The 22,162-nt window shown below is 73.1% G+C and carries 18 protein-coding genes and 1 pseudogene; 7 read left to right on the top strand and 12 right to left on the bottom strand.

Annotated features, from left to right (window positions below; translation table 11 throughout):
* From O7609_RS05025 to O7609_RS05035, 3 genes are read right to left on the bottom strand one after another with little or no spacing between them, the layout of a single operon-like run.
* A complete protein-coding gene (locus O7609_RS05025; protein WP_269733701.1) occupies positions 1-810 on the bottom strand; it encodes an HAD family hydrolase in 810 nt (269 codons plus the stop codon).
* Positions 807-3,251 carry a phosphoribosyltransferase gene (locus O7609_RS05030; RefSeq protein WP_269743130.1) on the bottom strand — a complete coding sequence of 815 codons (2,445 nt, stop codon included), beginning with the start codon at positions 3,249-3,251 and terminating at the stop codon, positions 807-809. Before O7609_RS05030 ends, O7609_RS05025 begins: the two co-directional genes overlap by 4 nt.
* A gap of 23 nt (positions 3,252-3,274) precedes the next feature.
* Positions 3,275-4,474 (bottom strand): HpcH/HpaI aldolase/citrate lyase family protein, encoded by a 1,200-nt coding sequence (locus tag O7609_RS05035; protein WP_269733703.1) that lies wholly within the window; start codon positions 4,472-4,474, stop codon positions 3,275-3,277.
* A gap of 222 nt (positions 4,475-4,696) precedes the next feature.
* Between O7609_RS05035 and O7609_RS05040 the strand changes: the two genes are divergently transcribed.
* The gene (locus O7609_RS05040) at positions 4,697-5,599 is read left to right on the top strand and encodes a TerD family protein (protein ID WP_269733704.1); all 903 of its coding nucleotides are present in this window, start codon (positions 4,697-4,699) and stop codon (positions 5,597-5,599) included.
* A 61-nt stretch (positions 5,600-5,660) separates the two neighbouring features.
* Here O7609_RS05040 and O7609_RS05045 read toward each other — a convergent pair whose 3' ends face one another.
* From O7609_RS05045 to O7609_RS05070, 6 genes are all read right to left on the bottom strand, one after another.
* Entirely contained in the window at positions 5,661-6,656 is a 996-nt protein-coding gene (locus O7609_RS05045; protein WP_269733705.1) for a zinc metalloprotease, read from the bottom strand.
* Between the two features lie 543 nt (positions 6,657-7,199).
* Positions 7,200-7,961, bottom strand: coding sequence for a Tellurium resistance (locus O7609_RS05050; RefSeq protein ID WP_269733706.1), 762 nt, complete (start codon positions 7,959-7,961; stop codon positions 7,200-7,202).
* A gap of 135 nt (positions 7,962-8,096) precedes the next feature.
* Complete coding sequence (locus tag O7609_RS05055) at positions 8,097-9,245, bottom strand: DUF475 domain-containing protein (RefSeq protein WP_269733707.1); 1,149 nt, start codon at positions 9,243-9,245, stop codon at positions 8,097-8,099.
* Between the two features lie 200 nt (positions 9,246-9,445).
* A complete protein-coding gene (locus O7609_RS05060; RefSeq protein ID WP_269733708.1) occupies positions 9,446-10,021 on the bottom strand; it encodes a TerD family protein in 576 nt (191 codons plus the stop codon).
* A 194-nt stretch (positions 10,022-10,215) separates the two neighbouring features.
* Complete coding sequence (locus O7609_RS05065; RefSeq protein WP_269733709.1) at positions 10,216-10,683, bottom strand: peroxiredoxin; 468 nt, start codon at positions 10,681-10,683, stop codon at positions 10,216-10,218.
* A gap of 128 nt (positions 10,684-10,811) precedes the next feature.
* Entirely contained in the window at positions 10,812-11,252 is a 441-nt protein-coding gene (locus tag O7609_RS05070) for a DUF3052 domain-containing protein (RefSeq protein ID WP_269733710.1), read from the bottom strand.
* Positions 11,253-11,690: 438 nt separating this feature from the next.
* On the opposite strand from O7609_RS05070, the gene aceE reads away from it, so the two are divergent.
* The 4 genes from aceE (at position 11,691) to O7609_RS05090 (ending at position 17,478) form a co-directional block, all read left to right on the top strand.
* Positions 11,691-14,423: a pyruvate dehydrogenase (acetyl-transferring), homodimeric type gene (gene aceE, locus O7609_RS05075; protein ID WP_269733711.1), complete on the top strand. Its 2,733-nt coding sequence runs from the start codon at positions 11,691-11,693 to the stop codon at positions 14,421-14,423.
* 108 nt (positions 14,424-14,531) lie between these two features.
* The gene (locus O7609_RS05080) at positions 14,532-15,206 is read left to right on the top strand and encodes a TetR family transcriptional regulator (protein ID WP_269733712.1); all 675 of its coding nucleotides are present in this window, start codon (positions 14,532-14,534) and stop codon (positions 15,204-15,206) included.
* Between the two features lie 88 nt (positions 15,207-15,294).
* The gene (locus tag O7609_RS05085; protein WP_269743131.1) at positions 15,295-16,509 is read left to right on the top strand and encodes an alpha/beta hydrolase; all 1,215 of its coding nucleotides are present in this window, start codon (positions 15,295-15,297) and stop codon (positions 16,507-16,509) included.
* Positions 16,510-16,554: 45 nt separating this feature from the next.
* The gene (locus O7609_RS05090; RefSeq protein ID WP_269743132.1) at positions 16,555-17,478 is read left to right on the top strand and encodes a DUF4429 domain-containing protein; all 924 of its coding nucleotides are present in this window, start codon (positions 16,555-16,557) and stop codon (positions 17,476-17,478) included.
* Positions 17,479-17,640: 162 nt separating this feature from the next.
* Here O7609_RS05090 and O7609_RS05095 read toward each other — a convergent pair.
* Both O7609_RS05095 and O7609_RS05100 read right to left on the bottom strand, forming a co-directional pair.
* Positions 17,641-18,582: pseudogene (locus O7609_RS05095) on the bottom strand (aldo/keto reductase).
* Between the two features lie 101 nt (positions 18,583-18,683).
* Positions 18,684-19,235, bottom strand: coding sequence for a MerR family transcriptional regulator (locus O7609_RS05100; RefSeq protein WP_269733715.1), 552 nt, complete (start codon positions 19,233-19,235; stop codon positions 18,684-18,686).
* 71 nt (positions 19,236-19,306) lie between these two features.
* Here O7609_RS05100 and O7609_RS05105 point away from each other — a divergent pair, with 71 nt between their 5' ends.
* On the top strand, positions 19,307-20,119 hold the full coding sequence (locus O7609_RS05105) for a serine hydrolase domain-containing protein (protein ID WP_269743133.1): 813 nt from the start codon (positions 19,307-19,309) through the stop codon (positions 20,117-20,119).
* Positions 20,120-20,197: 78 nt separating this feature from the next.
* Here the strand turns inward: O7609_RS05105 and O7609_RS05110 are convergent, their stop codons facing one another.
* Positions 20,198-20,872: a pirin family protein gene (locus O7609_RS05110; protein ID WP_269733717.1), complete on the bottom strand. Its 675-nt coding sequence runs from the start codon at positions 20,870-20,872 to the stop codon at positions 20,198-20,200.
* Between the two features lie 78 nt (positions 20,873-20,950).
* Between O7609_RS05110 and O7609_RS05115 the strand changes: the two genes are divergently transcribed.
* A complete protein-coding gene (locus tag O7609_RS05115) occupies positions 20,951-22,156 on the top strand; it encodes a PucR family transcriptional regulator (protein ID WP_269743135.1) in 1,206 nt (401 codons plus the stop codon).
* Positions 22,157-22,162 lie beyond the last annotated feature (6 nt).

Genomic DNA, 22,162 nt, shown 5'->3' on the forward strand with positions numbered 1-22,162 from the left:
CTAGCCCGAGACGGCGTGCAGGGCCTCGCGGAGGATGCGTTCGCCCGCGCTCACCCCGCGCTCGGGCAGGGCGGTGATGTGGGGGGCGGTCCAGCCGGTGTCGGCGAGTTCGCCGTGGCCGGGGCGCCAGCCGGCGTCGGCGGCGAGGAGCAGGTCGGCGTCGAGGAGTGAGTCCCCGGCGGCGAGGGTGCGGGTGGCTCCGGTGCGCCGGGCGACCTCGGCGACGGCTGCGCTCTTGGTGAGCGGGCGCGGGACGGCGTAGACCTTGCGGCCCTGGACGGAGACGGTCCAGCCGCGCGGTGCGGCCCAGGCCTCCAGTTCCTTGACCCAGGTTGCCGGCATGAGGGCGCGGTCGACGACGAGGTAGGCGAAGAGGTCCTCGGCGGTGCGTTCCTTGAGCAGCCAGGCGGGGTCGGCCGTGCGACGGAGGTGCTCGCGGACCTCGTCGAGGGGTGCGCAGGCGTCGTCGAGGCGGGTGCGGACGGTGCGGTGCCAGTCGTGGTCGGTGTGGCCGTCGACGAGCAGGTGGCCGCCGTTGGCGCAGATGGCGAAGGGTGCGGTCGGTCCGGGCAGGTGGATGCGGCGGTACTGCTCGCGGGTGCGGGTGGTGGTGGGGACGAGGACGGCGCGTCCGGCGAGCTCGGCGAGCAGTGCGGCGGAGCGTTCGGTGAGGTAGGACAGGGGCGCCGCCTGGTAGACCTCGACGCACAGGAGTCGGGGGGCCTCGGCGTCGGGCATGGTGAGGCCGAGCGCGGCGGCGGAGTAGATGAGCGTGCGGTCGAGGTCGCTGGCGACGAGTACGGGGGTCATGAGACGGCCTTTCCGTCGCCGCCGGTGGCGCCGCGGGTGTAGCGGGGGTGGATGAGCCCGACGCAGGTGTAGGGCAGGTCGTCCGTCTCCTCGACGGGGACGCCGCGCTGGTGGGCGAGGAGGCGGACGTGGTCGAGGTCGGCGCCGGCGTCGCGGCGGGCGAGGACGCGCCAGGGGACGCGGCGCAGCAGCACCCGGGTGGTCTCGCCGACGCCGGGTTTGACGAGGTTGACGTCGCCGATCCCGTACTCCTCGCTGAGGCGCTCGACGGCGCGCCAGCCGTCCCAGGTGGGGGTGCGGTCGGCGGCGAGCAGGACGCGGGCGTCGGCGGTGGCCTCGGCGGTGACGTCGGGGAAGTGGGCGGCGACGGTGTCGAGGAAGTGGCCGGAGAGGTCGTCGGCGGCGAGGTCGCGGTAGAACTTGGCGCCGTGGAAGTCGCCGGGGCCGACGAGGTCGGTGCGCAGGACGGTGCGCGAGACGAGCCCGGAGACGGTGGAGTTGAGGCAGGCGGAGGGGATCAGGTAGTCCTCGCGGGTGCCGTAGGTGCGCACGCAGCCGCCGGGGTCGGCGAGGACGGCGAGTTCGGGTGAGAAGGCGGGGAACGGGCGCAGGGCTTCGGTCAGTTCGCGGGTGATGGCGCCCTTGCCGGTCCAGCCGTCGACGAAGACGACGTCGGCCGGGTCGTGGTGGGCGGCGAGCCACCGCAGGGCGGTGGTGTCGATGCCCCGGCCGCGGACGATGGAGACGGCGTAGTGCGGCAGCTCCAGCCCGTGGGCGTGCCGGGCCCAGCGGCGCATGAGGACGCCGACGGGGGTGCCGGCGCGGGCGAGGGAGACGAGGACGGGGCGCGGGCCGCGTTCGGCGAGGACGGTCTCGGTGACGGCTCCGACGGCGCGGGCGACCCGGGCGGCGGAGACGTCGAGGGCCGCGTGGAAGAGCCGCTGGTATTCGGGGCTGGGCCGGTACTCGACGGGCAGCGACTCGGCGTAGTGGGCGCCGCCTCGCTGGATGGCCTCTTCGCGCTCCTCGGTGGGCGCCTCCAGGGTGACGTCGGAGAGGTCCTGGAGGAGCCAGCGGCAGTCCTGGGCCGGGTAGGAGGAGAAGTCCGGGCCGTGCAGGGGCGGCGGCAGCGGGGCGGCGGAGGGCAGGGCGGCCCAGACGACGCGTCCGGTGCGGGCGGCGAGACGGGCCAGCAGGCCGTCGGACGCGTGGAGGGCCGGGGTGTCGCCCGCGGTGTCGGTGAGGAGGACGACGGCGTCGAAGGCGGGTTCCCGGTGGTGGCCGCGCGGGGGGACGTTGTAGGCGTACCGGGGGCCGGGGCCGTCGGCGGGGGTGTCGTGCGCGGGGAAGGTGATCCGGTGCCGGATGGCGTACCCGGGGTCGTCGACGGCGAGGACCGGGGAGCGGGTGGTGGTGGAGTACCTGACCTCGACGTCCTCGCCGACGCCGCCGCCTCCGCCCCCGGCACCCGCCGAGCCGGTGAGGGCGTCGGCGAGGCGCAGCGGGGCGTACATCAGTTCCTCGGTGCCGAGGACGAGGACGCGGCGGGCGCCGGGGGGCAGGGCGGCGGCCAGGCGGTCGGCGAGGGCGGGCAGGGCCGCTTCGAGCCGGGCGCGGTGTTCGGGTGTGAAGCCGTGGCGGCCGCCTTCGGGCAGTCCGGCGGGCCAGGGCAGCTCGACGCGCACGACGTCGCCGGGGGCGCTGGAGGCGTCGGGCGTTCCCTGGGCGGCGGCCGCCGGCGCGGACGCCTCCGCCTCGGCGATGAGGGCCGCGGCACGGTCGAGCGCGTCGGGCGGCAGGGTGAGCGTGCCGTCGGCGAGGGCCACGACGTCGATGCGGGCCCCCAGTTCCGCGGCGAACTTCTCCAGGGCCGCGGTGTCCTGGGCCGAGCGCATGTCGGTCAGGGCGACGACGACGTACCGGTCGCGGGCGTGGTGGCGGTGGAGCGCGGCGATGGTGTTGCGCACCGTGCGGCCGGTGGAGAACTCGTCGTCGACGAGGACGAGCGGGCCGTCGCCGGTCAGCAGCTCCGGGTCCGCGGGCAGCAGCAGGTGGGAGGTGTGGTGGGAGTGCTCCTCCTCGAACCCGGCGGCCCGCGGGCGGCCGGGGACCGGGCGGCGGGTGGAGTGGAGGTAGGGGGCGTGGCCGAGGCCGTCGGCGACGCAGTGTCCGAGGCCGGTGGCGGTCTCGGCGTAGCCGAGGACGACGGCGCGGGCGGTGTCGGCCTCGCCGAGAAGCTCCCTGACGCGGTGGCCGAGGCCGAGCCCGGTGCCGTAGACGACGTCGGGGCGTTGGGGGACGTGCTTGCCGAGCACCTGGGAGACGAGCAGGTGGGCGCGCTTGGGGTTGCGGCGCACGGCGAGTCCGAGGAGGTCGCGGATGCCCTCTCCGCTCAGCTCGACGCCGAGCCGTTCGGCCGTCCAGGTGCCTGTCCAGATCACGTGTTCGTCCCGTCCTGTTCCGTTCACCGGCGTTCGTGCGTGGCCGCGGCGAGGAGGTCGACGAAATCGACGCCCTCGCGGGCGACCCCGAAGACCTCGGCCCGCAGCAGGGTGCGCTCGGCCCAGGACCGGTGGGGTTTGACCTCGTTCATCTTGTTCGTGTACGCCGAGCGCAGCACTCCCCCGCCGTGGCGTTCGGGGTGCAGGATGTCGGTGGCGTCGCTGTACTCCTCGTGGGTGACGACGGAGAGGGCGTGCACCGGGGCCACGTGCGAGGGGTGGATGCACGTCTTGCCCTGGAGGCCGTTGGCGCGGTCGAGCTGGATCTCGCGCAGCAGCCCGTCCATGTCGTGCTCGATCAGCTCGGCGCGCAGTTCGTCGGCGCCGCGGCCGCGGAAGGGCGAGCTGCGAAGCTGCGGCTTGAACATGCGCTCGGAGAGGCGGAAGTACTCCCACACGGGGCCGGTGATGGTGCATCCGGTGCCGTCGTCGCGGCCGAGCACGTTGACGACGTCGGCGATGACGGTGGCGACGAGGCCGACGTCGTACGCGGTGATGTGCGGGGTGCGGCGCAGGCCGTAGACGGAGCAGAAGTCGGTGACGCCGAGCCGCAGGGCCAGCACGCGGTCGCGGTACTTGTCCACGGCGCGGGCGATGCCGGCCAGCGTCACGGCGCGCGTCTCCAGGTGGAGCAGTTCGGGGGACTCCAGGACGGGCATGGCGAACAGCCGGACGCCGTGCTCGCCCTCGGCGCGGGTGAGCGCCTCCAGGAACGGGACGCCGCGGTCCTCGGTGAACTTCGGCAGGACGAAGCCGGAGAGCAGGCCCACCGCGGGGCCGAGCTGTTCGGTGAGGGTGGTGATCTGTCCGGGTTCGCGGACCCGGACGAACAGCAGCGGCAGCGGCGCGGAGCTCTCGGTGGACCGCACGGCCCCCGTGGCTCCGCGGTGCAGGGTGCGGAGTTGGCGCACGAGGTTCTCCTCGGCCTCCGCCACCTCGCCGTCGGCTATGGAGTCCTCCAGGCAGAGCACCATGGAGACGACGCCGCGCCGGGCCAGCCGCCGGACGTCGTCGGCGAGCCGCGGGCGGGTGGCGGGGCTGTACAAGGTCGCCCCCAGCGCCACGGCGAGCGTCCGTGCCGTGGACTCGCGGGTGAACTCGACGGGTTCGTGGTGGAAGAGCGCCCGGCGCTCGGACGGTGAGAGGTGTCCGAAGTGGCGCATGGATCCCCCGTATCGCAGGTGCTCACCGGGTGGTGCGGCGGCCCCGGCCGGTTCATCGTACGTGCGGGACCCGTTCGGGAGTTCCCCTGACCGTGAATATCACGGTACCGCAGGGCGAATCCCCGGTTTCCGGACGGCGGGCTTGGCCGTCCTCGCCGGCCCGGGGACACCGGTGGCCCGTCCGGCTTGCCCTGCCGGTCACGGGCTCGGCAGGATGGCCGTATGACGCAGGTGATGGCGAAGGGCTCCAACATCGAGTTGCGGGCCGCCACCGTGCAGGCCGTGCTGCGCTGGTCGGGCGCTCCGGCCGGGTTGGACATCGACGCCTCGGCGCTGCTGCTGGGCGCCGACGGCCGGGTGCGGTCCGACGACGACTTCGTCTTCTACAACCAGCCGCGGCATCCCTCCGGGCTGGTGCGCCACCTGGCCAAGACCCGGGAGCCGGAGGGGCTCGCGGACACCGTGGAGGCAGACCTCGCCTCGCTCGACCCGACGGTGGACCGGATCATGCTCACCGCCTCGGCCGACGGCGGCACGTTCGCCGAGGTGGCCGGAGGGCTGCGGCTGCTGGTGCGGGAGTCGGCCGGGATGACGGCCATCGCGTCCTTCGACATCCGGCCGGAGACGGGGTCGGAGACGGCCCTGATCTGCGGCGAGCTCTACCGGCGCGGCGGCGGCTGGAAGTTCCGGGCGCTGGGGCAGGGCTACAGCAGCGGGCTGGTGGGCCTGGCGACGGCGTTCGGCGTCTCGGTGGACGAGGGCGGGGGCGCGGAACCGCAGGCCGAACCGGTGCCACGGCCCCGGGAGTCCGAGCCGCGGGCCGGGTCGGAGCACGGCACGGTGCCGACGCCGCCGCCGGAGCCGGACGTTCCGGAGCCGGAGCCGGTGCCGCCGCCCAGCCCGGAGCCGTCTCCCCCGTCCCCCGGGCCGGCCCCCGAGCCGGAGCCGCCGGGCCCGGTGCCGCAGCCGCCGTCCCCACCGCCGGAGCCGCCCGCGTATCCGCCGGTGCCGCCCCAGCAGCCGGGCGCCGGGCACCGCCCGGGTTACGGCTCTCCGCAGCCGGTGGGCGGCTCGGCGTTCACCCTGCCCCCGCAGGGACCGCAGTTCGCTCCCCGGTACGGCTGAGCACGGCCCGAGGGCGGCCCGGCCGGGCTCGGCCGGGCCGCCCTCGGGCTCTGGGTGAGCGTCAGGCGCGGTACGCCGTCCAGTGCTCGTTCATGCGCACGACCTGACCCTGCGTGAACTGGTACATGCAGGAGTCGTAGGTGTAGTCCATGAAGTTGTGGATGGGGTCGAGCCCTTCCTGGCGCTTACAGGAGTCACGGCCCTCGGGGCACTGGTAGGCCGGGTCCCGCTCCGCCGCGGTGTCGTCGACGTAGTCACCCTTGCCGTTGCAGCCGTTGCCCTGGAACGTGTGGTACAGCCCGAGCCAGTGGCCGACTTCGTGGGTGGCGGTGTCACCCTCGTTGTAGTTGGCCGTGGAGCCGCCGGGCAGGGACGAGTGGAGCAGGACGACGCCGTCGTCGGACGGGTTGCTCTGGTAGGAACTGGGGAAGGTCGCCCAGCCGAGGAGGCCGTCCGCGTCGGTGGAGTAGATGTTGAGCGACTCGGGGCCGCCCTGGCGCAGGGCGGCCTTCATCTCGGCCTCGGTCTGCGAGCCGTAGCCGGCGCTGAACCAGGTGGCGTTGTCCGTGAAGTCGGTGGCCTGGAGCGAGAACTGGAACGGCGAGGCGGCGTTGCCCTCGCCGACGCCGGCGAACGCGTCGTTGAGCACGTCGATCTGGGCAGCGACGTCCTGCTCGCTGATCAGACCGGTGTTGCCGTCGTGGATGACGTGCCAGTAGACGGGGATGGTGACGGACGCGGAGGCGGCCATGGCGCCCTGGCGGCCGTCGAGCCGCCGCTCCCCGAGCCGCTTGCGCAGGTCCTTGTCCATGGCCGCGGCCTTGGCGGCGGACACCTCGTTCGGCTCGGCCTTGCCGTTCCCGCCCTGCTCGTGGCCGGGGGCGGGCTTGCGGGCGTCGCTGTGGGCGCCGGGGGTCTCGACGCAGTCCTCGGCGGCGGGGGCCGCGGCGGCGGTCTGCCCCGGAGCCGTGAGGGGGGTGAAGGCCAGGGCGCCGGCCACGGCGAACGCGGCGGCGAGGGTTCTGCGCGAGCGGGCTGTGCGCAGGGAGCGTGCCATGAGCACTCCTTGTGGGGTAGGGCACGCGAGGGATTTCCTCGGTGCCGCCCCGGAGGCTATGGCCTGTTCATGTCATTCGGTCAGAACCGAACAGGCCCGATAAGCGAAGGGGTCAAAATGGACGCAGAGCAAAGAAGTTACAGCGTGGAAACATCCTGGTGCGGAATTTTCTTGACCGTTGAGCGGTTCACGCCATTTTCGACAGCGCGCCGAATGCACAGCGTGGACATGCCACGCACTCGGTAGCGGCCAGAAGGTGACTGAAAATCGCCTGTACGGTGACGCGCCTCCGTGCAGCACGACGCCGCCCCCGCGGAAGGACCGGCGGGGGCGGCGCCGCTGGGGCAGCGGCGGGCACGGCGTCGGCACGGACGGCGGGGGGACGGCAGGGAGCGGACGGCAGGGAGCGGACGTCGCGAGAGAGGTGCGCGAAGGACCCCGGAGGTCGGCAAGGGCGCGGGCGCGGCAAGGCGGCGTGCACGAGGCCCGGGGACAGCGGCAACCGGGCCGGGAGACGGGCGGACGCGGGACGGCTGGCCCGGGTCAGCGGCCCGAGGGCGACTTGTAGCCACGCCCCCAGGTCATGCCCCAGCCGTAGAGCCGGTCCAGGTCGGCCTGGAAGCCGTAGACGTAGCGCACCTCCCGGCGGGCCACCAGGTCGCCGTTGCGGTCCCGCTCGATCATCAGCACGGCGCAGGACCGCGCGTCGGGCGCCCGTTCGTCGAGCCCCACCTCCACCTGCGGGCCGTTGCTCGGCACGAGCGTGACGACGGCGTGGGTGCGGTCGAACGCCGGGGTGCCGTCGTAGATGTAGACGAAGAACAGGAGCCGCTTGATCTCCTCGACGTGGTCGAGGTTGACGTAGATGATCTCGCCGGAGCCGGTGCCGAACCGGTCGTCGCCGCTGAGCTTCACGTACGGCGGCTCGTGCATGGCGCCCAGGAAGCCGCCCAGCGGCTGGACGACGCCCTTGGAGCCGTCGGTCAGCTCGTACATGCAGGCCAGGTCCAGGTCGACGTTGACCATGCCCTGGGTGTGCGCGTTGACCGGTTCCGGCCTGAGCAGCTGGAGTGGATTGCGCAGGGAGAACCGCCGCCGCGTCCGTTCCTCCAGGTCGGAACTGCGCATCCGCCAGGAGAGGGTGACCCGCAGCGTGCCGCTGTCGGCGCCCTCCTGGGAGAGCGAGACGCGGGGATGCCTGCGCGTCAGCTCCACGGCATAGCTCAACGGGCCGCCGACGGTGTCGAACTTCGGCCCGCGCCCTCGGCCGACACCACTGCGCCAGTGCTCCCACAGGGAGACCATCCCTGCCCCCAATCCCGGTCCCGACTCGTCGATCACGAAGGGGGCGGCCGTCCGGTGCGGACGGCCGCCCCGCTCAGAGGCTTCCGCGATCCGGCCGCCGCGACACCCGCCGCGGGCGGCCGGATCGAGCGGTGCTCAGACTCCCGAGGTGACGCGCTCCTCCTGCGACGGGCTTCCGCCCCCGCCGCCCGCCTCACCGCGGTGGAGGCGGTTGTAGCGGACCGAGGACCAGAACGAGAGCCCGATGAGAGTGACCCCGATCAGGCCGGTGATGACCTCGTGGATCTCGTAGCGGATCGTGACCAGCAGGATGGCCGCCAGGGCGCCGATCGCGTAGTGGGCGCCGTGCTCCAGGTACACGTAGTCGTCCAGCGTGCCCTGACGGACCAGGTACACGGTGACCGAACGGACGTACATCGCGCCGATGCCCAGACCCAGCGCCATCCAGAAGATGTTGTTGGTGATCGCGAACGCGCCGATGACGCCGTCGAAGGAGAAGGAGGCGTCGAGCACTTCGAGGTACAGGAAGAGGAAGAACGCAGCCTTGCCGCCGACCCCGACGGCGGTGACCTTCTTCCCGGAGCGGCGCGCGGCCTCCTCGGCCTCGTGCTCGCGCTCCTCGTCCTCCTCCAGCTTGTTCTCGAAGAATCCGGAGAGCCCGCCGACGATGAGGTAGGTGATCAGACCGGCGATCCCGGAGAGCAGCACCGTCGTCGTCTTGTCCGCGTGGCCGGCGTACTGGTGGGCGTGCGGGGCGAGCGCGGTGGCCGAGGCGAGGAGGGCGATCAGGGCCAGGCACACCGACAGCGCGTTGACGCCGCTCAGCTTGCCGAGCGGGCGCTCCAGCCAGCCGATCCACCGGTGCTCCCGCTCGTCGAACAGGAACTCCAGGAAGATCATGAGCAGGAACATGCCACCGAAGGCGGCGATCGACGGATGCGCGTCGGTGACCATCTGCTCGTAGGTGTCCGGCTCGCTGATCGCGAGATCCACGGCCTCGACGGGACCGACACCGGCCGTGATGGCGACGATGGCCACGGGGAAGACGAGCCGCATGCCGAACACGGCGATGAGGATGCCGATGGTGAGGAAGATCTTCTGCCAGAAGGCGTTCATCTTCTTCAGCACACCGGCGTTCACGACGGCGTTGTCGAAGGAGAGCGAGATCTCCAGGATCGAGAGGATCGCGACGACGGCGAACCCCTCCCAGCCCCAGAAGAAGGCCGCGAAGGCCAGGCCTACGGCTGTCACGCCGAAGGACCACCCGAAGGTTCTCAGAACCACTGCTTACCCAATCTGTCGCACGGAGGTCTTCCGTGCCAGCCCCTAGGCCCGAGCACGGCTCACGGTCCGCGGCCCGGAACGCGTGAGGTTCACGCCGAAGTGTAGGAGGGCACCGCGAGGGGGTGACGCCTGCCCCGGGCACGGGGAAGCGGCGCCCCGGGCCGCGGTGCCCACCACGCCGTGGGCGTCGGCGCCGGGCGTCAGACGTTGACGCCGAAGTCCTGGGCGATGCCGCGCAGGCCGGAGGCGTAGCCCTGGCCGATGGCGCGGAACTTCCACTCCGCGCCGTGCCGGTAGAGCTCGCCGAAGACCATGGCCGTCTCGGTGGAGGCGTCCTCGGTGAGGTCGTAACGGGCCAGCTCCTTGCCGTCCGCCTGGTTGACCACACGGATGTAGGCGTTGCGCACCTGGCCGAAGCTCTGCTGCCGCGTCTCGGCCTCGTAGATGGAGACCGGGAAGACGATCTTCTGCACGTCGGCCGGGACGCCGGCGAGGTTCACCTTGAGCGCCTCGTCGTCCCCGTCGCCCACGCCCGTGGTGTTGTCCCCGGTGTGCTCCACGGAGCCGTCGGGGCTGGTGAGGTTGTTGAAGAAGACGAAGTGCTGGTCACTGAGGACCTTGCCCTGGCCGTCGGCCAGCAGGGCACTCGCGTCGAGGTCGAAGTCGGCGCCCGTGGTGGTGCGGGCGTCCCAGCCCAGGCCCACCAGGACGGCCGTCAGGTTCGGGGCTTCCTTGGTCAGCGAGACGTTGCCGCCCTTGCTGAGGCTGACTCCCACGCGTCCTCCAGAGGTGCGAGGCCGGGAGTTCCCACCCCGGCCGCTGTCGATGGGGTTTCGGGCTGGTGGCCGGCTCGGCGGGGGCCGACCGGGACCGGGTGCCGTCCGGGACGACAACGATCCGGGGCCGGTGCCGGTTCCCGAGCCGCCCAGAGGACGGCGGCCGGGAACCGGCCTACGGCTCAGGGGGGCCGTCAGCCCTGGGCGATGGCGTCCAGGGCGCGGACGTACTCCTGGAGGTCGCGCGCGTCGGGCAGACCGTTCACCACGGTCCAGCGGACGGCGCCCTCCTTGTCGATGATGAAGGTGCCGCGCACCGCGCAGCCCTTCTCCTCGTCGAAGACCTCGTAGGCCCGGGAGACGTCGCCGTGCGGCCAGAAGTCCGACAGCAGCGGGTAGCCGAGCTGCTCCTGCTCGGCGAAGACGCGCAGGGCGAACGGCGAGTCGTTGGAGACGGCGAGGAGCTGCACGTCGTCGTTGACGAAGCGCGGGAGCTCGTCGCGCAGGGCGCACAGCTCACCGGTGCACACACCGGTGAAGGCGAACGGGTAGAACATCAGGACGACGTTCTTCTCCCCGCGGAAGTCGCTGAGGGAGACCGTCTCGCCGTGCTGGTTCTTGAGCTGGAAGTCCGGGGCCTTGGTGCCGACCGCGATGGCCATGGGGCGTGATCCTCCGATGGGAGAAGACGATGGAACGTGCCTCGCCACACCCTATGCCCTGTGCCGCACGGACCCCCGTCCCACCCGGTGCGGGCCGGGGGAACGGGGGGCTTCGGCACCGCCGGGGCTCAGCCCTTGCCGGCGCGGCTCGTCTTCGGGGTGACCAGCCGGCTGCCCGTCCAGTCCTTGCCGACGTTCATGGGCTTCGTCTGCTGGAGGCCCGCCGTCTGCACGGCCTCGCCGATCTCGCTCGCCTCGACGTAGCCGTCCCGGCCCGTCTTCGGCGTCATGAGGCAGATCGGCGCCCCGTCGTCGACCAGCGAGATGGCGTCCACCAGCGCGTCCGTCAGGTCGCCGTCGTCCTCGCGGAACCACAGCAGCACGGCGTCGGCCAGGTCGTCGTACTCCTCGTCGACCAGCTCGGTGCCCGTGACGGCCTCGATGGCCTCGCGAAGTTCCTGCTCGGTGTCCTCGTCGTAGCCGAGCTCCTGGACCACCTGCCCGGGCTGGAAACCCAGCCTTGCGGCGGGGTTGGTCCGCTCCTCCGCGTGGTCCGCGGTCGCGCTCACGGATTGCCTCCTGTCTTGGTTCCTACGTCATGGGCCCCCGCGAGTACGCGAGGTACTTGGCCGTAGTCCACACGTGCGGGGCGGATCGCGCAAGTACCTGGCCGTTCAGTCGGCCCAAACGGTGACGTGTCGCCGCAGTTCGGACAGTGACGGCGACGCCGGACGGCGGCGGGGGCGCCGGTGGAACCGGCTCCACCGGCCCCCAGGGGACCCGGTAGGCCACGATTGCTCCCCTACCCGCTCATAAGCGAGACAAGACCCCCGTGGGCGTATCGTTGCGATTTGGCCGACCGGTGCGGCCGGCCGCGGCCGCCGACGCGCCGCCCGGCGCGGGAACCCACCGGTTACCTCCGAGTAGAGGTGACGTGGACGGGCCCGCGATGGACGATGGAGTCGGCGCGACACCAGCAGTGCACTACCGAGCAGCGAAGGAACAGCGTGGCTTCCGCATCCGATCGCAACCCGATCATCATTGGCGGCCTTCCCAGCCAGGTCCCGGACTTTGATCCCGAGGAGACCCGGGAGTGGCTCGACTCGCTCGACGCGGCCGTCGACGAGCGGGGCAGGGAACGTGCCCGCTATCTCATGCTCCGTCTCATCGAGCGCGCCCGCGCCCGCCGGGTGGCCGTGCCGGAGATGCGCAGCACGGACTACGTCAACACCATCGCCACCAAGGACGAGCCGTTCTTCCCCGGGAACGAGGAGATCGAGCGCAAGATCCTGAACGCCACCCGCTGGAACGCGGCCGTCATGGTCTCGCGCGCCCAGCGTCCGGGCATCGGGGTCGGCGGCCACATCGCCACCTTCGCCTCCTCCGCCTCCCTCTACGACGTGGGCTTCAACCACTTCTTCCGGGGCAAGGACGAGGGCGACGGCGGGGACCAGGTCTTCTTCCAGGGTCATGCCTCCCCGGGCATCTACGCCCGCGCCTTCCTGCTGGACCGGCTCACCGAGGCCCAGCTCGACGGCTTCCGGCAGGAGAAGTCGGCCTTCCCGAACGGCCTGTCGAGCTACCCGCACCCGCGCTCCATGCCGGACTTCTGGGAGTTCCCGACGGTCTCCATGGGCCTCGGCCCGATCGGCGCGATCTACCAGGCGCGGATGAACCGCTACATGGAGGCGCGCGGCATCGCGGACACCTCCCGCTCCCACGTCTACGCCTTCCTCGGCGACGGCGAGATGGACGAGCCCGAGTCGCTCGGCCAGCTCTCGCTGGCGGCCCGGGAGGGGCTGGACAACCTCACGTTCGTCGTCAACTGCAACCTGCAGCGGCTCGACGGGCCGGTGCGCGGCAACGGCAAGATCATCCAGGAGCTGGAGTCGCAGTTCCGCGGGGCCGGCTGGAACGTCATCAAGCTGATCTGGGACCGCTCCTGGGACCCGCTCCTGGCCCAGGACCGGGACGGCGTGCTGGTCAACCGGCTCAACACCACGCCCGACGGCCAGTTCCAGACGTACGCGACCGAGACCGGCGCCTACATCCGCGAGCACTTCTTCGGCGACGACCACCGGCTGCGGGCGATGGTCGAGGACATGACCGACGACCAGCTCCTCCACCTGGGCCGCGGCGGCCACGACCACCGCAAGGTGTACGCGGCGTTCAAGGCGGCCCGGGAACACAGGGGCCAGCCGACGGTCATCCTGGCGCAGACGATCAAGGGCTGGACGCTGGGACCGAACTTCGAGGGCCGCAACGCCACCCACCAGATGAAGAAGCTGACGGTCGACGACCTCAAGCACTTCCGCGACCGGCTGCACCTCCCGATCGCCGACAAGGACCTGGAGAACGGCCCGCCGCCCTACTACCACCCCGGCCGGGACTCCGAGGAGATCCAGTACATGCACGACCGCCGCCACTCCCTGGGCGGCTACGTGCCGACCCGGGTGGTGCGGGCGAAGCCGCTCGCGCTGCCGGGCGAGGAGGCCTACGCGGCGCTGAAGAAGGGCTCGGGCAACCAGCAGGTCGCGACGACGATGGCTTTCGTCCGGCTGCTGCGGGACCTGATGAAGGACAAGGCGATCGGCAAGCGCTTCGTGCCGATCGCCCCGGACGAGTACCGCACGTTCGGCATGGACTCGCTCTTCCCCACGGCCAAGATCTACAGCCCGCTGGGGCAGACGTACGAGTCGGTGGACCGCGAGCTGCTGCTCGCCTACAAGGAGTCGCCGACCGGGCAGATGCTGCACGACGGCATCTCCGAGGCCGGCTGCGCGGCCTCGCTGATCGCGGCGGGCTCGGCGTACGCGACGCACCACGAGCACCTGATCCCGGTCTACGTCTTCTACTCGATGTTCGGGTTCCAGCGCACCGGGGACCAGTTCTGGCAGATGGCCGACCAGCTCACCCGGGGCTTCGTCCTCGGGGCGACCGCCGGGCGGACCACCCTCACGGGTGAGGGGCTTCAGCACGCCGACGGTCACTCCCAGCTCCTGGCGTCGACGAACCCCGCGTGCGTCGCCTACGACCCGGCGTTCGGGTTCGAGATCGCGCACATCGTCAGGGACGGGCTGCGGCGGATGTACGGGGAGGAGTCGGAGGACGTCTTCTACTACCTCACCGTCTACAACGAACCCATCCACCAGCCCGCCGAGCCCGAGGGCGTGGACGCCGAGGGCATCCTGCGCGGCCTGTACCGCTACCGGGCCGGGGAGCGCGGCCAGCAGCCGGCCCAGATCCTCGCCTCGGGCGTGGCGATGGGCTGGGCGCTGGAGGCCCAGCGGATCCTCGCCGAGGACTGGGGCGTGCGGGCGGACGTGTGGTCGGCCACGTCCTGGAACGAGCTGCGCCGGGATGCGGTCGCGGCCGAGGAGCACAACCTCCTGCACCCGGAGGAGGAGCAGCAGGTGCCGTACGTGACCCGCGCCCTGCGGGACGCGGAGGGCCCGGTCGTGGCCGTCTCGGACTGGATGCGCTCCGTTCCGGACCAGATCGCCCGCTGGGTGCCGGGGACGTACCAGTCGCTCGGCGCGGACGGCTTCGGCTTCGCCGACACCCGCGGCGCGGCGCGGCGCTTCTTCCACATCGACGCGCAGTCGATCGTGCTCGCGGTGCTGACGGAGCTGGCGCGGGCCGGCCAGGTGGACCGCTCGGCGCTGAAGCAGGCCATCGACCGGTACCAGCTCCTGGACGTGCGGGCGGCCGACCCGGGTTCGGCCGGCGGGGAGGCGTAGGCCTCGCCCGGCGGGGGCGCGGCGCGCGGCCCCCGGTGCCCCACGCGGTGGGGGCGCCGGGGGCCGTTCCCGTACCCTGAGCTGCTCGAACACTCAGGAGGTGCCACCGTGACCGGACTGCGCGAGCGCAAGAAACAGCGCACCCGGGACGCGTTGCTGCGGGCGGCGAACGAGCTGTTCGTCTCGCGGGGGTACGAGGAGACGACGGTCGACGAGATCGCCGCCGCCGTGGAGGTGTCCCAGCGCACGTTCTTCCGCTACTTCTCGGGCAAGGACGAGGCGGCGTTCGCGATCCAGATGATGATCGAGGAGCGCTACATCGAGGCCCTGCGGGCGCGTCCGGCGGACGAGGCCCCGGTCGTCGCGCTGCGCCAGGCCGTCGAGGACGGCTGGGACGGCATCGGCGAGGCGATCGAGCGCATCGTGCCCATCGACCTGCACATGCGCATGTGGCACCAGATCGAGACGACCCCGGTGCTCACGGCCGAGCACCTGCGGCGCTCGCTGGAGCTGGAGCAGCGGCTGGCGCAGATCATCGCCGCGCGGGAGGGCCTCGACCCGCGCACCGACCCGCGGCCACGGGTACTGGTCGCCGCCTTCTCGGCGGTCGTCCACGTCGCCATGCACCAGTGGGCGCAGGGAGAGGACGTCACCGTCGAGAGCGCCCGGCAGGACGCGCGGCGCTGTCTGGACGAGCTGAACCCGGAGCTGTTCGCCGAGTGGGGCGGCACCCGCGCCGCCGCGGAACCGCGACGGATCTGCCGTTCGCGCCGGCGGAAGTGATCGCGGGCATCGCGGCCCCCTCAAACGTGAGGTACGTCACGGAGCCCCGTGATCACACCCACGCGTCTTCTAGGGTGTGGCTCCAGTGATGTCCTTTTCGCACCCGCACACTCCGGCCGCCGGCACCCCGGCCGCCGTGCCGTCCCCCGACGGCACGGCGGGCGGCTTCACCCTCTCGCGCTTCCTGCTGGCCGTGGCCGTCGTCTTCGTGCTGCTGGTGACGACGGGCTGGACGGCCCGGCAGATGCAGAACGGCACCCCCGGCGCCCGGACCGCGGCGTTGACGGCCTGGGAACAGGGCACGATCGCGGGCCGCGACCTGCCCGACGTCGACGCCGCTCCCACGCGGGTCGCCGCGTTCTTCGACGCGCTCACCCCCGGGCAGCGGCGGCGGCTGGCCGACCGGCACGCCCTGGTGGTGGGGAACCTGAACGGTGTCCCCGTGGGGCTGCGCTACCGGGCCAACCGGGTCGCGCTGACGGAGGCCGCCGAGCGGGAGCGCCGCCGGCACGCCGACGAGCGGCTGAGCCCGACGGGCCGGCACACCGCGGGGCGCAGGATGCACCGGTTCGACTCGATGCTGGAGGAGGGGCGGCAGATCCTGGCCTTCGACCCGACCGGACTCGGCCGGGCCGCGGAGGTCTTCGGCGATCTGGAGCGGGCGGAACGGATCTCGGTCGTGGTGCCGGGGGCCGACGTGGACCTGCTGACCTTCGAGCGCACCCGGATGAAGTACGCGGCGCCCGCCGGGATGGCCGAGGCGCTGCACGAGGAGCAGCGGGCGGCGGCACCGGCGATGCGGACGGCGACGATCGCCTGGGCGGACTACACAGCACCCCGGGGGACCAGCGTGGACACCGCGACCGGGGAGCTGGCCCGGGCGGGGGCGGGGCGGCTCCTCGCCCTGCTGTCCGCCCTGCCGGGCGAGGGCGGGGTCGCGCTGCTGTGCCACAGCTACGGGTCCGTCGTGTGCGGGCTGGCCGTGCCCGACGCGCCGGGCCGGATCACCGACGTCGCGGTCGCCGGCAGCCCGGGGGTGCGGGCCGGATCGGCCCGTGACCTGGGCAGAGAGGTCCGGGTGTGGGCGATGCGCACGTCCGACGACTGGATCGGCGACGTCCCGCATCTGAGCCTCGGCGGCCTGGGGCACGGCCCCGACCCGATGTCGGAGTCGTTCGGCGCGCGGCGGCTGACGACGGACGGCGCCGAGGGGCACACGGGCTACTTCGTGCCGGGCACCGGCAGCCTGGAGAACCTGGCGGCCGTCGGAACCGGGGCCTACCATTCCGCTGAACTGCGCTGATTCCGCCGCGCGGTACACGGGACGGGCGGGCTCCCGCCGCTTACGATGGGCCACATGGGTGATGTGCTGGCCGGAATCCACTCCGCCTGGGAGTTCGACACCGACTCCGTGCTCATCCGCTTCGAACGGGGGATTCGCACGCCGAAACTGTTCCAGGTGCTCCGTGAGCGCCGCGTGCCGTACGCGGCGCTGGCCGGCGTGGAGCTGAGCCCGGGCGCGCGGCGGGGCACGGTGGCGCTCCGGGTGGTGCTGCGCGAGGGGGCCGACCCGCTGCTGGAGGCCGCGGCCGGCCAGCTCAGGACGGGCTGCGACCCGTACCGGCTGGTCCTTCCGGCCGAGCGCGAGGCGCCGGCCGACTACTACGCCACGGAGCTGCGCGGCGTGCTGACCCCGGACGCCGGACACCCCGCCGACGAGCACCTGGTCCGGGCGCCCGAGCCGCCGTTGCAGTTCAAGGCGTACGACGGCAAGGCGGCGTTCGACGGCACGACGGTCTCCTTCCGCTGGTTCTGGACCGGGGCCTCCTCGGCGAAGTGGAAGGCCGGGGACCAGTTCTTCGACGTGAGCGAGCTGGAGGGTGTGGAGTGGCGCTCGCCGGAGGTGCTGGGCGGCCACCTCAGGCTGCTGCGGCGCGCCGGGGAGGGCCGGGACGTCCGCCCCGGCGAGCCCGACCAGGACCCGGCCGCCGTGGTCTTCGGGCTCGGGTACGGGCTGGTGCACGAGTCGCTGCCGCTGGCCGCCGCGGTACTGGCCGCCGTCCGGTCCGAGCGGGGCGCGGAGCGGGAGCAGCGGGCCGCGGGCGCCCGGGGCGGCTCCGGCGCCCGGAGCGCGGGGGCGCCGGGCGCGCTGCGGGCCGACCCGGCCGACATCGCCGAGCGCATACGCCACCTCGGCCGCCTGCACGAGGCGGGTCTGCTCACGGAGGAGGAGTTCTCCGTGAAGAAGGCGGATCTGCTCGCCGAACTGTGAGCGGCGCGCGCTGGGGAGGTCCGCGCCGGAGGCGCAGGCCGGCAAGCGCAGCCCACGGCACCGGGCGTCCCCGGGCAGAAGGGGCGCCCTGCCTGCGCGTCACAGACCCAGGGCGCGCTCCGGCCGGGTCCGCGGTGCCCGCGCCCCTCCGGGGCGGCGGAGCTACTCGCGCCCGGCGCTGGTGAACGCCATGTCCGCGTACCGGTCCCCGGCGACCTGGGCGGCCAGCGGCTCCAGCGCGGCCAGCTCGGCCGCCGTCAGCTCGACGTGCGCGGCCGCGGTGTTCTCCGTCACGCGCTCGGCCCGCCGGGTTCCGGGTATGGGCACGACGGTCAGCCCGTGGACCGTCGCCTGCCGGTGCACCCAGGCCAGGGCGACCTGCCCGGGGGTCAGGCCGCGGCGGGCGGCGATGGCCCGCAGCGGCTCCAGCAGCGCGGCGTTGGCGGTGGCGTTGTCCCCGGTGAAGCGCGGCAGGGTGCGGCGGAAGTCGTCGCTGGTCAGCTCCTGGTCGGCGCGGACGAAGGAGCCGGTGAGGAAGCCGCGGCCCAGCGGGGAGTACGGCACGAAGGCGACGCCCAGCTCGCGGGCGGCGGGCACGGCGGTGCGCTCGACGTCGCGGCTGAAGACGGATCACTCGGACTGCAGGGCGGCGATGGGGTGGACGGCGTGCGCGGCGCGCAGTTCGGGGCCGGTGACCTCGCTGAGGCCCAGGGCCCGCACCTTGCCCTCGGCGACGAGCTCGGCCATGGCCCCGACCGTCTCCTCGATGGGCGTTCCCGGGTCGCGGCGGTGCAGGTAGTAGAGGTCGATGACGTCGACTCCCAGCCGGCGCAGGCTGCCCTCGACGCAGGCGCGCAGGTAGGCACGGTCGTTGCGGATGCCGCGGGTGGACGGATCGTCGCGGTCGAGCACGATGCCGAACTTGGTGGCGAGGACGATCTCGTCGCGGTGGGCCCGGACGAAGGGGGCGAGGAACTCCTCATTGGCGCCGAAGCCGTACATGTCGGCGGTGTCGAGGAGGGTGACGCCGCGTTCGAGGGCGCGGGTGAGGGCGGCCTCGGCCTGGGCGGCGTCGGTGGGGCCGTAGGCGAAGCTCATGCCCATGCAGCCGAGGCCCTGGGCGCCGACGGCGAGCCCGCCGCCGAGCTGGACGCGGGGCAACGGGGGCTGCTGGGCGGCCTCGGGGGGCTGCGGGGCTGCGGGGTTCATCGGTCGGTTCCCTGCCTCTCCTGCGGGCCCTGCCGGGCACCGGCGTAGATGTCGATCTTGAAGTCGAGCACGGCGAGCGTCTCCTGGAGTTCGGCGACCCGGCGCCGGACGTCGGCGCGGGTCGCGACGAGCAGCTCCAGGCGCTCGGCGTAGGTGTGGGCGCCCGCCCGGACCAGCTCCGCGTAGCGGACCATGTCGGCCACGGGCATCCCGGTCAGCCGGAGCTTGCCCACCAGCGAGAGCCAGTCGAGGTCCCGGTTGGTGAAGCGGCGCTGCCCGGTGTGGGAGCGGTCGATGTGCGGCATCAGGCCGATCCGCTCGTACCAGCGCAGGGTGTGGGCGCTCAGGCCGGTCAGCGCGGCGACCTCGCTGATGGTGTAGCGGTCGGCGCCGTCGGGGCGCGGGTGCGGGAAGTCGTCGGCCGGGCAGGGTCGGCCCGGGGCGGCCCGGCCGTCGGGCACGGCGTCCGTCGCGGTGTCGGGCGCGGCGGCCGGCACGGCGTCGGGCGCGGTGTCCTGGGTGGTGTTCTCCGTCTCCAGCACGGTCATGAACGGAACGCTAGGACCTTGGAGTGCACTCCAGGCAAGCGTGTTCGGACCCGTCCCGTAACCTCGGTGCCATGGACAGCCTGCGGATGATCGACAACTGGCCGGTGACGACGGCGGCGGCCGTGGTGGTGCGAGGCGACGGCACGGTGGCCGGCGGCCACGGCCCGACCGGGCACCGGTTCGCGCTGGCCTCCGTGACGAAGCCGCTCACCGCCTACGCCGCGCTCGTCGCCGTCGAGGAGGGCGCGGTCGAGCTGGACGAACCGGCCGGCCCCCGGGGCTCGACGGTGCGCCACCTGCTCGCGCACACCTCGGGGCTCGCGTTCGACGAGCATCGCGTCATGGCGGAGCCCGGCACCCGCAGGATCTACTCCAACGCCGGTTTCGAGGTCCTCGGCGACCACGTCGAGAAGGCGGCGGACATCCCGTTCGCCGAGTACCTCCGGCAGGCCGTGCTGGAGCCGCTGGGCATGGCCGCCACCGAGCTGGACGGAACGCCCGCGGCGGCGGCCGTCTCCACCGCCGAGGACCTCGCCCGGTTCGCGGCGGAGCTGCTCTCCCCGACGCTGATCGCACGGCAGACGCACGCCGAGGCGACGAGCGTGGCCTTCCCCGGGCTGCGCGGCGTGCTGCCCGGCTACGGCAACCAGTCCCCCAACGACTGGGGGCTCGGCATGGAGATCCGCGGCGACAAGTCCCCGCACTGGACGGGGGCCTCCTCCTCCCCCGCCACCTTCGGCCACTTCGGGCAGGCGGGCACGTTCCTGTGGGTGGACCCCCGGGCCGGCGCGGCCTGCGTGGCCCTGGCCGACCGGGACTTCGGCGAGTGGGCGGTCGAGGCCTGGCCGCCCTTCACCGACGCCGTGCTGGCCGAGCTCGGCTGAGCTGGGCCGGGTCTCTGGGGATCACCCGAACGTGTCACGACGCGGGCGCCGTGTTCTCTCCGGCACGGCGGCGCGGCGTCACCCGTAGGACGGTTCGGCGTGCATCTCCCACACCAGCAGCTCGGCCCCGGTGGGCCCGGCCGTCGCCACGAGCCCCTCGGCGCCCTTGACGCGCGCGGCGTCCGCCGCAGCGAGCCAGGAGCCCTCCAACTCCAGGCTGCCCCGCACCACCTGGAGGTACGCCCAGGGGGCCGCGGGCAGGACGGTGTGCCGCCGGGCGGGCAGCCGGCGGACGTGCAGGACGGCCTGCGAGCGGTCCAGCGCGTAGGGGGTGCCGTCGGCGATGCCGCGGACGACCTCGTACTCCGGCGTGCCGCCGAAGGTGTCGGGCACCAGCCACATCTGCCAGAACCGCAGCGGGCCCGAGCCCTCGTTGCGCTCGGCGTGCCGCACGCCCGCGCCCGCACTGAGCCGCTGCAGGTCGCCGGGGCGCACGACGGTGCGGTGCCCGGCGGAGTCCGTGTGCGTGAGCTCGCCGTCCGTCACCCAGGTGACGATCTCCAGGTCCCGGTGGGGGTGCTCGGCGAAGCCCGCTCCGGCGGCCAGCCGCTCCTCGTTGCAGGCGACGAGCAGCCCGAAGCCCGTGTTGTCGGGGTCGTAGTGGCCGGAGAAGGAGAAGGCGTGCCGGGTGTCGATGCCCGCCGCGGCGTCCCCGCCCCGGTACCGGTCGGCCGCTCTGCGCACGTCAAGCATGCGCTCAACCGTACTGGCCGCGGTGGGGGCGGGAGGGCCCGGTCCCGGTACCGCGGACCGATAAGGCAGGCTTGTCCCGTGCCCGAACCTGCTGAGATCCCGCCGAACCACCTGTCCGACCACCCGCACGCCGCCACCCTGCGGCGGCTGCAGCAGCACTCCGGCAAACTGGCCGCCGCCGCCATCGCGCGCATGGACGAGCAGCTGTCCTGGTACCGGGCGATGCCCCCGGAGAACCGTTCGTGGATCGGGCTGGTCGCGCAGGCGGGCATCGCGGCGTTCACCGAGTGGTTCCGGCATCCGGAGACCCCGCGGGCCATCAGCACGGACGTGTTCGGCACGGCCCCGCGCGAGCTGACCCGGGCGGTCACCCTGCGGCAGACGGTGGAGATGGTCCGCACCACGATCGAGGTCGTGGAGAGCGCCATCGACGAGGTGGCCGCGCCCGGCGACGAGGCGGTGCTGCGCGAGGCCCTCCTCGTCTACGCGCGGGAGATCGCCTTCGCCACCGCCCAGGTGTACGCGCAGGCCGCCGAGGCGCGGGGCGCCTGGGACGCGCGGCTGGAGTCGCTCGTGGTGAACGCGGTGCTCTCCGGCGAGGCGGACGAGGGCGCGGTCTCCCGGGCCGCGGCCCTCGGGTGGAACTCCCCCGACCACGTGTGCGTGGTCCTGGGCAACGCGCCGGACGGGGACAGCGAGCTGACGGTCGAGGCCATCCGCCGGGCCGCGCGGTACGCCAAGCTGCAGGTGCTGACCGGGGTGCTGGGGAGCCGGCTGGTCGTCGTCGCGGGGGGCTCCGAGGATCCGCTGAAGGCCGCCAAGTCGCTCATCGGGCCGTTCGCCGCCGGTCCCGTGGTGGCCGGTCCCGTCGTCGGCGACCTGCTCTCGGCGCCGCGTTCGGCGCGGGCGGCGGCAGCCGGGCTGCGGGCCGCCGCGGCGTGGCCGGACGCGCCGCGTCCGGTGCTGGCGGACGATCTCCTGCCCGAGCGCGCGATGGCCGGCGACCCCACGGCGCGGGAGCTGCTGGTGGAGGAGATCTACAGACCGCTGGAAGAAGCCGGCTCCGCGCTCCTGGAGACGCTGAGCGTGTATCTGGAGCAGGCGAGCAGCCTGGAGGGCGCCGCCCGGATGCTCTTCGTGCACCCCAACACCGTGCGCTACCGGCTGCGACGTGTGACTGACGTCACCGGATGGTCGCCCTCCGATGTGCGATCCGCGTTCACCCTGCGTATTGCGCTGATTCTGGGGCGTCTCGCCGAGCGGACATCATCAGGTCGTCCTTGACGTGCG

The organism is Streptomyces sp. WMMC1477 (genome assembly GCF_027460245.1).
GTDB lineage: Bacteria > Actinomycetota > Actinomycetes > Streptomycetales > Streptomycetaceae > Streptomyces.

Excerpts from the sequence above, each read along its gene's own strand:
- O7609_RS05025 (WP_269733701.1), bottom strand. The coding sequence starts at position 810 with ATGACCCCCGTACTCGTCGCCAGCGACCTCGACCGCACGCTCATCTAC.
- O7609_RS05035 (WP_269733703.1), bottom strand. The coding sequence starts at position 4,474 with ATGCGCCACTTCGGACACCTCTCACCGTCCGAGCGCCGGGCGCTCTTC.
- O7609_RS05040 (WP_269733704.1), top strand. The coding sequence starts at position 4,697 with ATGACGCAGGTGATGGCGAAGGGCTCCAACATCGAGTTGCGGGCCGCC.
- O7609_RS05045 (WP_269733705.1), bottom strand. The coding sequence starts at position 6,656 with ATGGCACGCTCCCTGCGCACAGCCCGCTCGCGCAGAACCCTCGCCGCC.
- O7609_RS05050 (WP_269733706.1), bottom strand. The coding sequence starts at position 7,961 with ATGGTCTCCCTGTGGGAGCACTGGCGCAGTGGTGTCGGCCGAGGGCGC.
- O7609_RS05065 (WP_269733709.1), bottom strand. The coding sequence starts at position 10,683 with ATGGCCATCGCGGTCGGCACCAAGGCCCCGGACTTCCAGCTCAAGAAC.
- O7609_RS05085 (WP_269743131.1), top strand. The coding sequence starts at position 15,295 with ATGTCCTTTTCGCACCCGCACACTCCGGCCGCCGGCACCCCGGCCGCC.
- O7609_RS05090 (WP_269743132.1), top strand. The coding sequence starts at position 16,555 with ATGGGCCACATGGGTGATGTGCTGGCCGGAATCCACTCCGCCTGGGAG.
- O7609_RS05100 (WP_269733715.1), bottom strand. The coding sequence starts at position 19,235 with ATGACCGTGCTGGAGACGGAGAACACCACCCAGGACACCGCGCCCGAC.
- O7609_RS05105 (WP_269743133.1), top strand. The coding sequence starts at position 19,307 with ATGGACAGCCTGCGGATGATCGACAACTGGCCGGTGACGACGGCGGCG.
- O7609_RS05110 (WP_269733717.1), bottom strand. The coding sequence starts at position 20,872 with ATGCTTGACGTGCGCAGAGCGGCCGACCGGTACCGGGGCGGGGACGCC.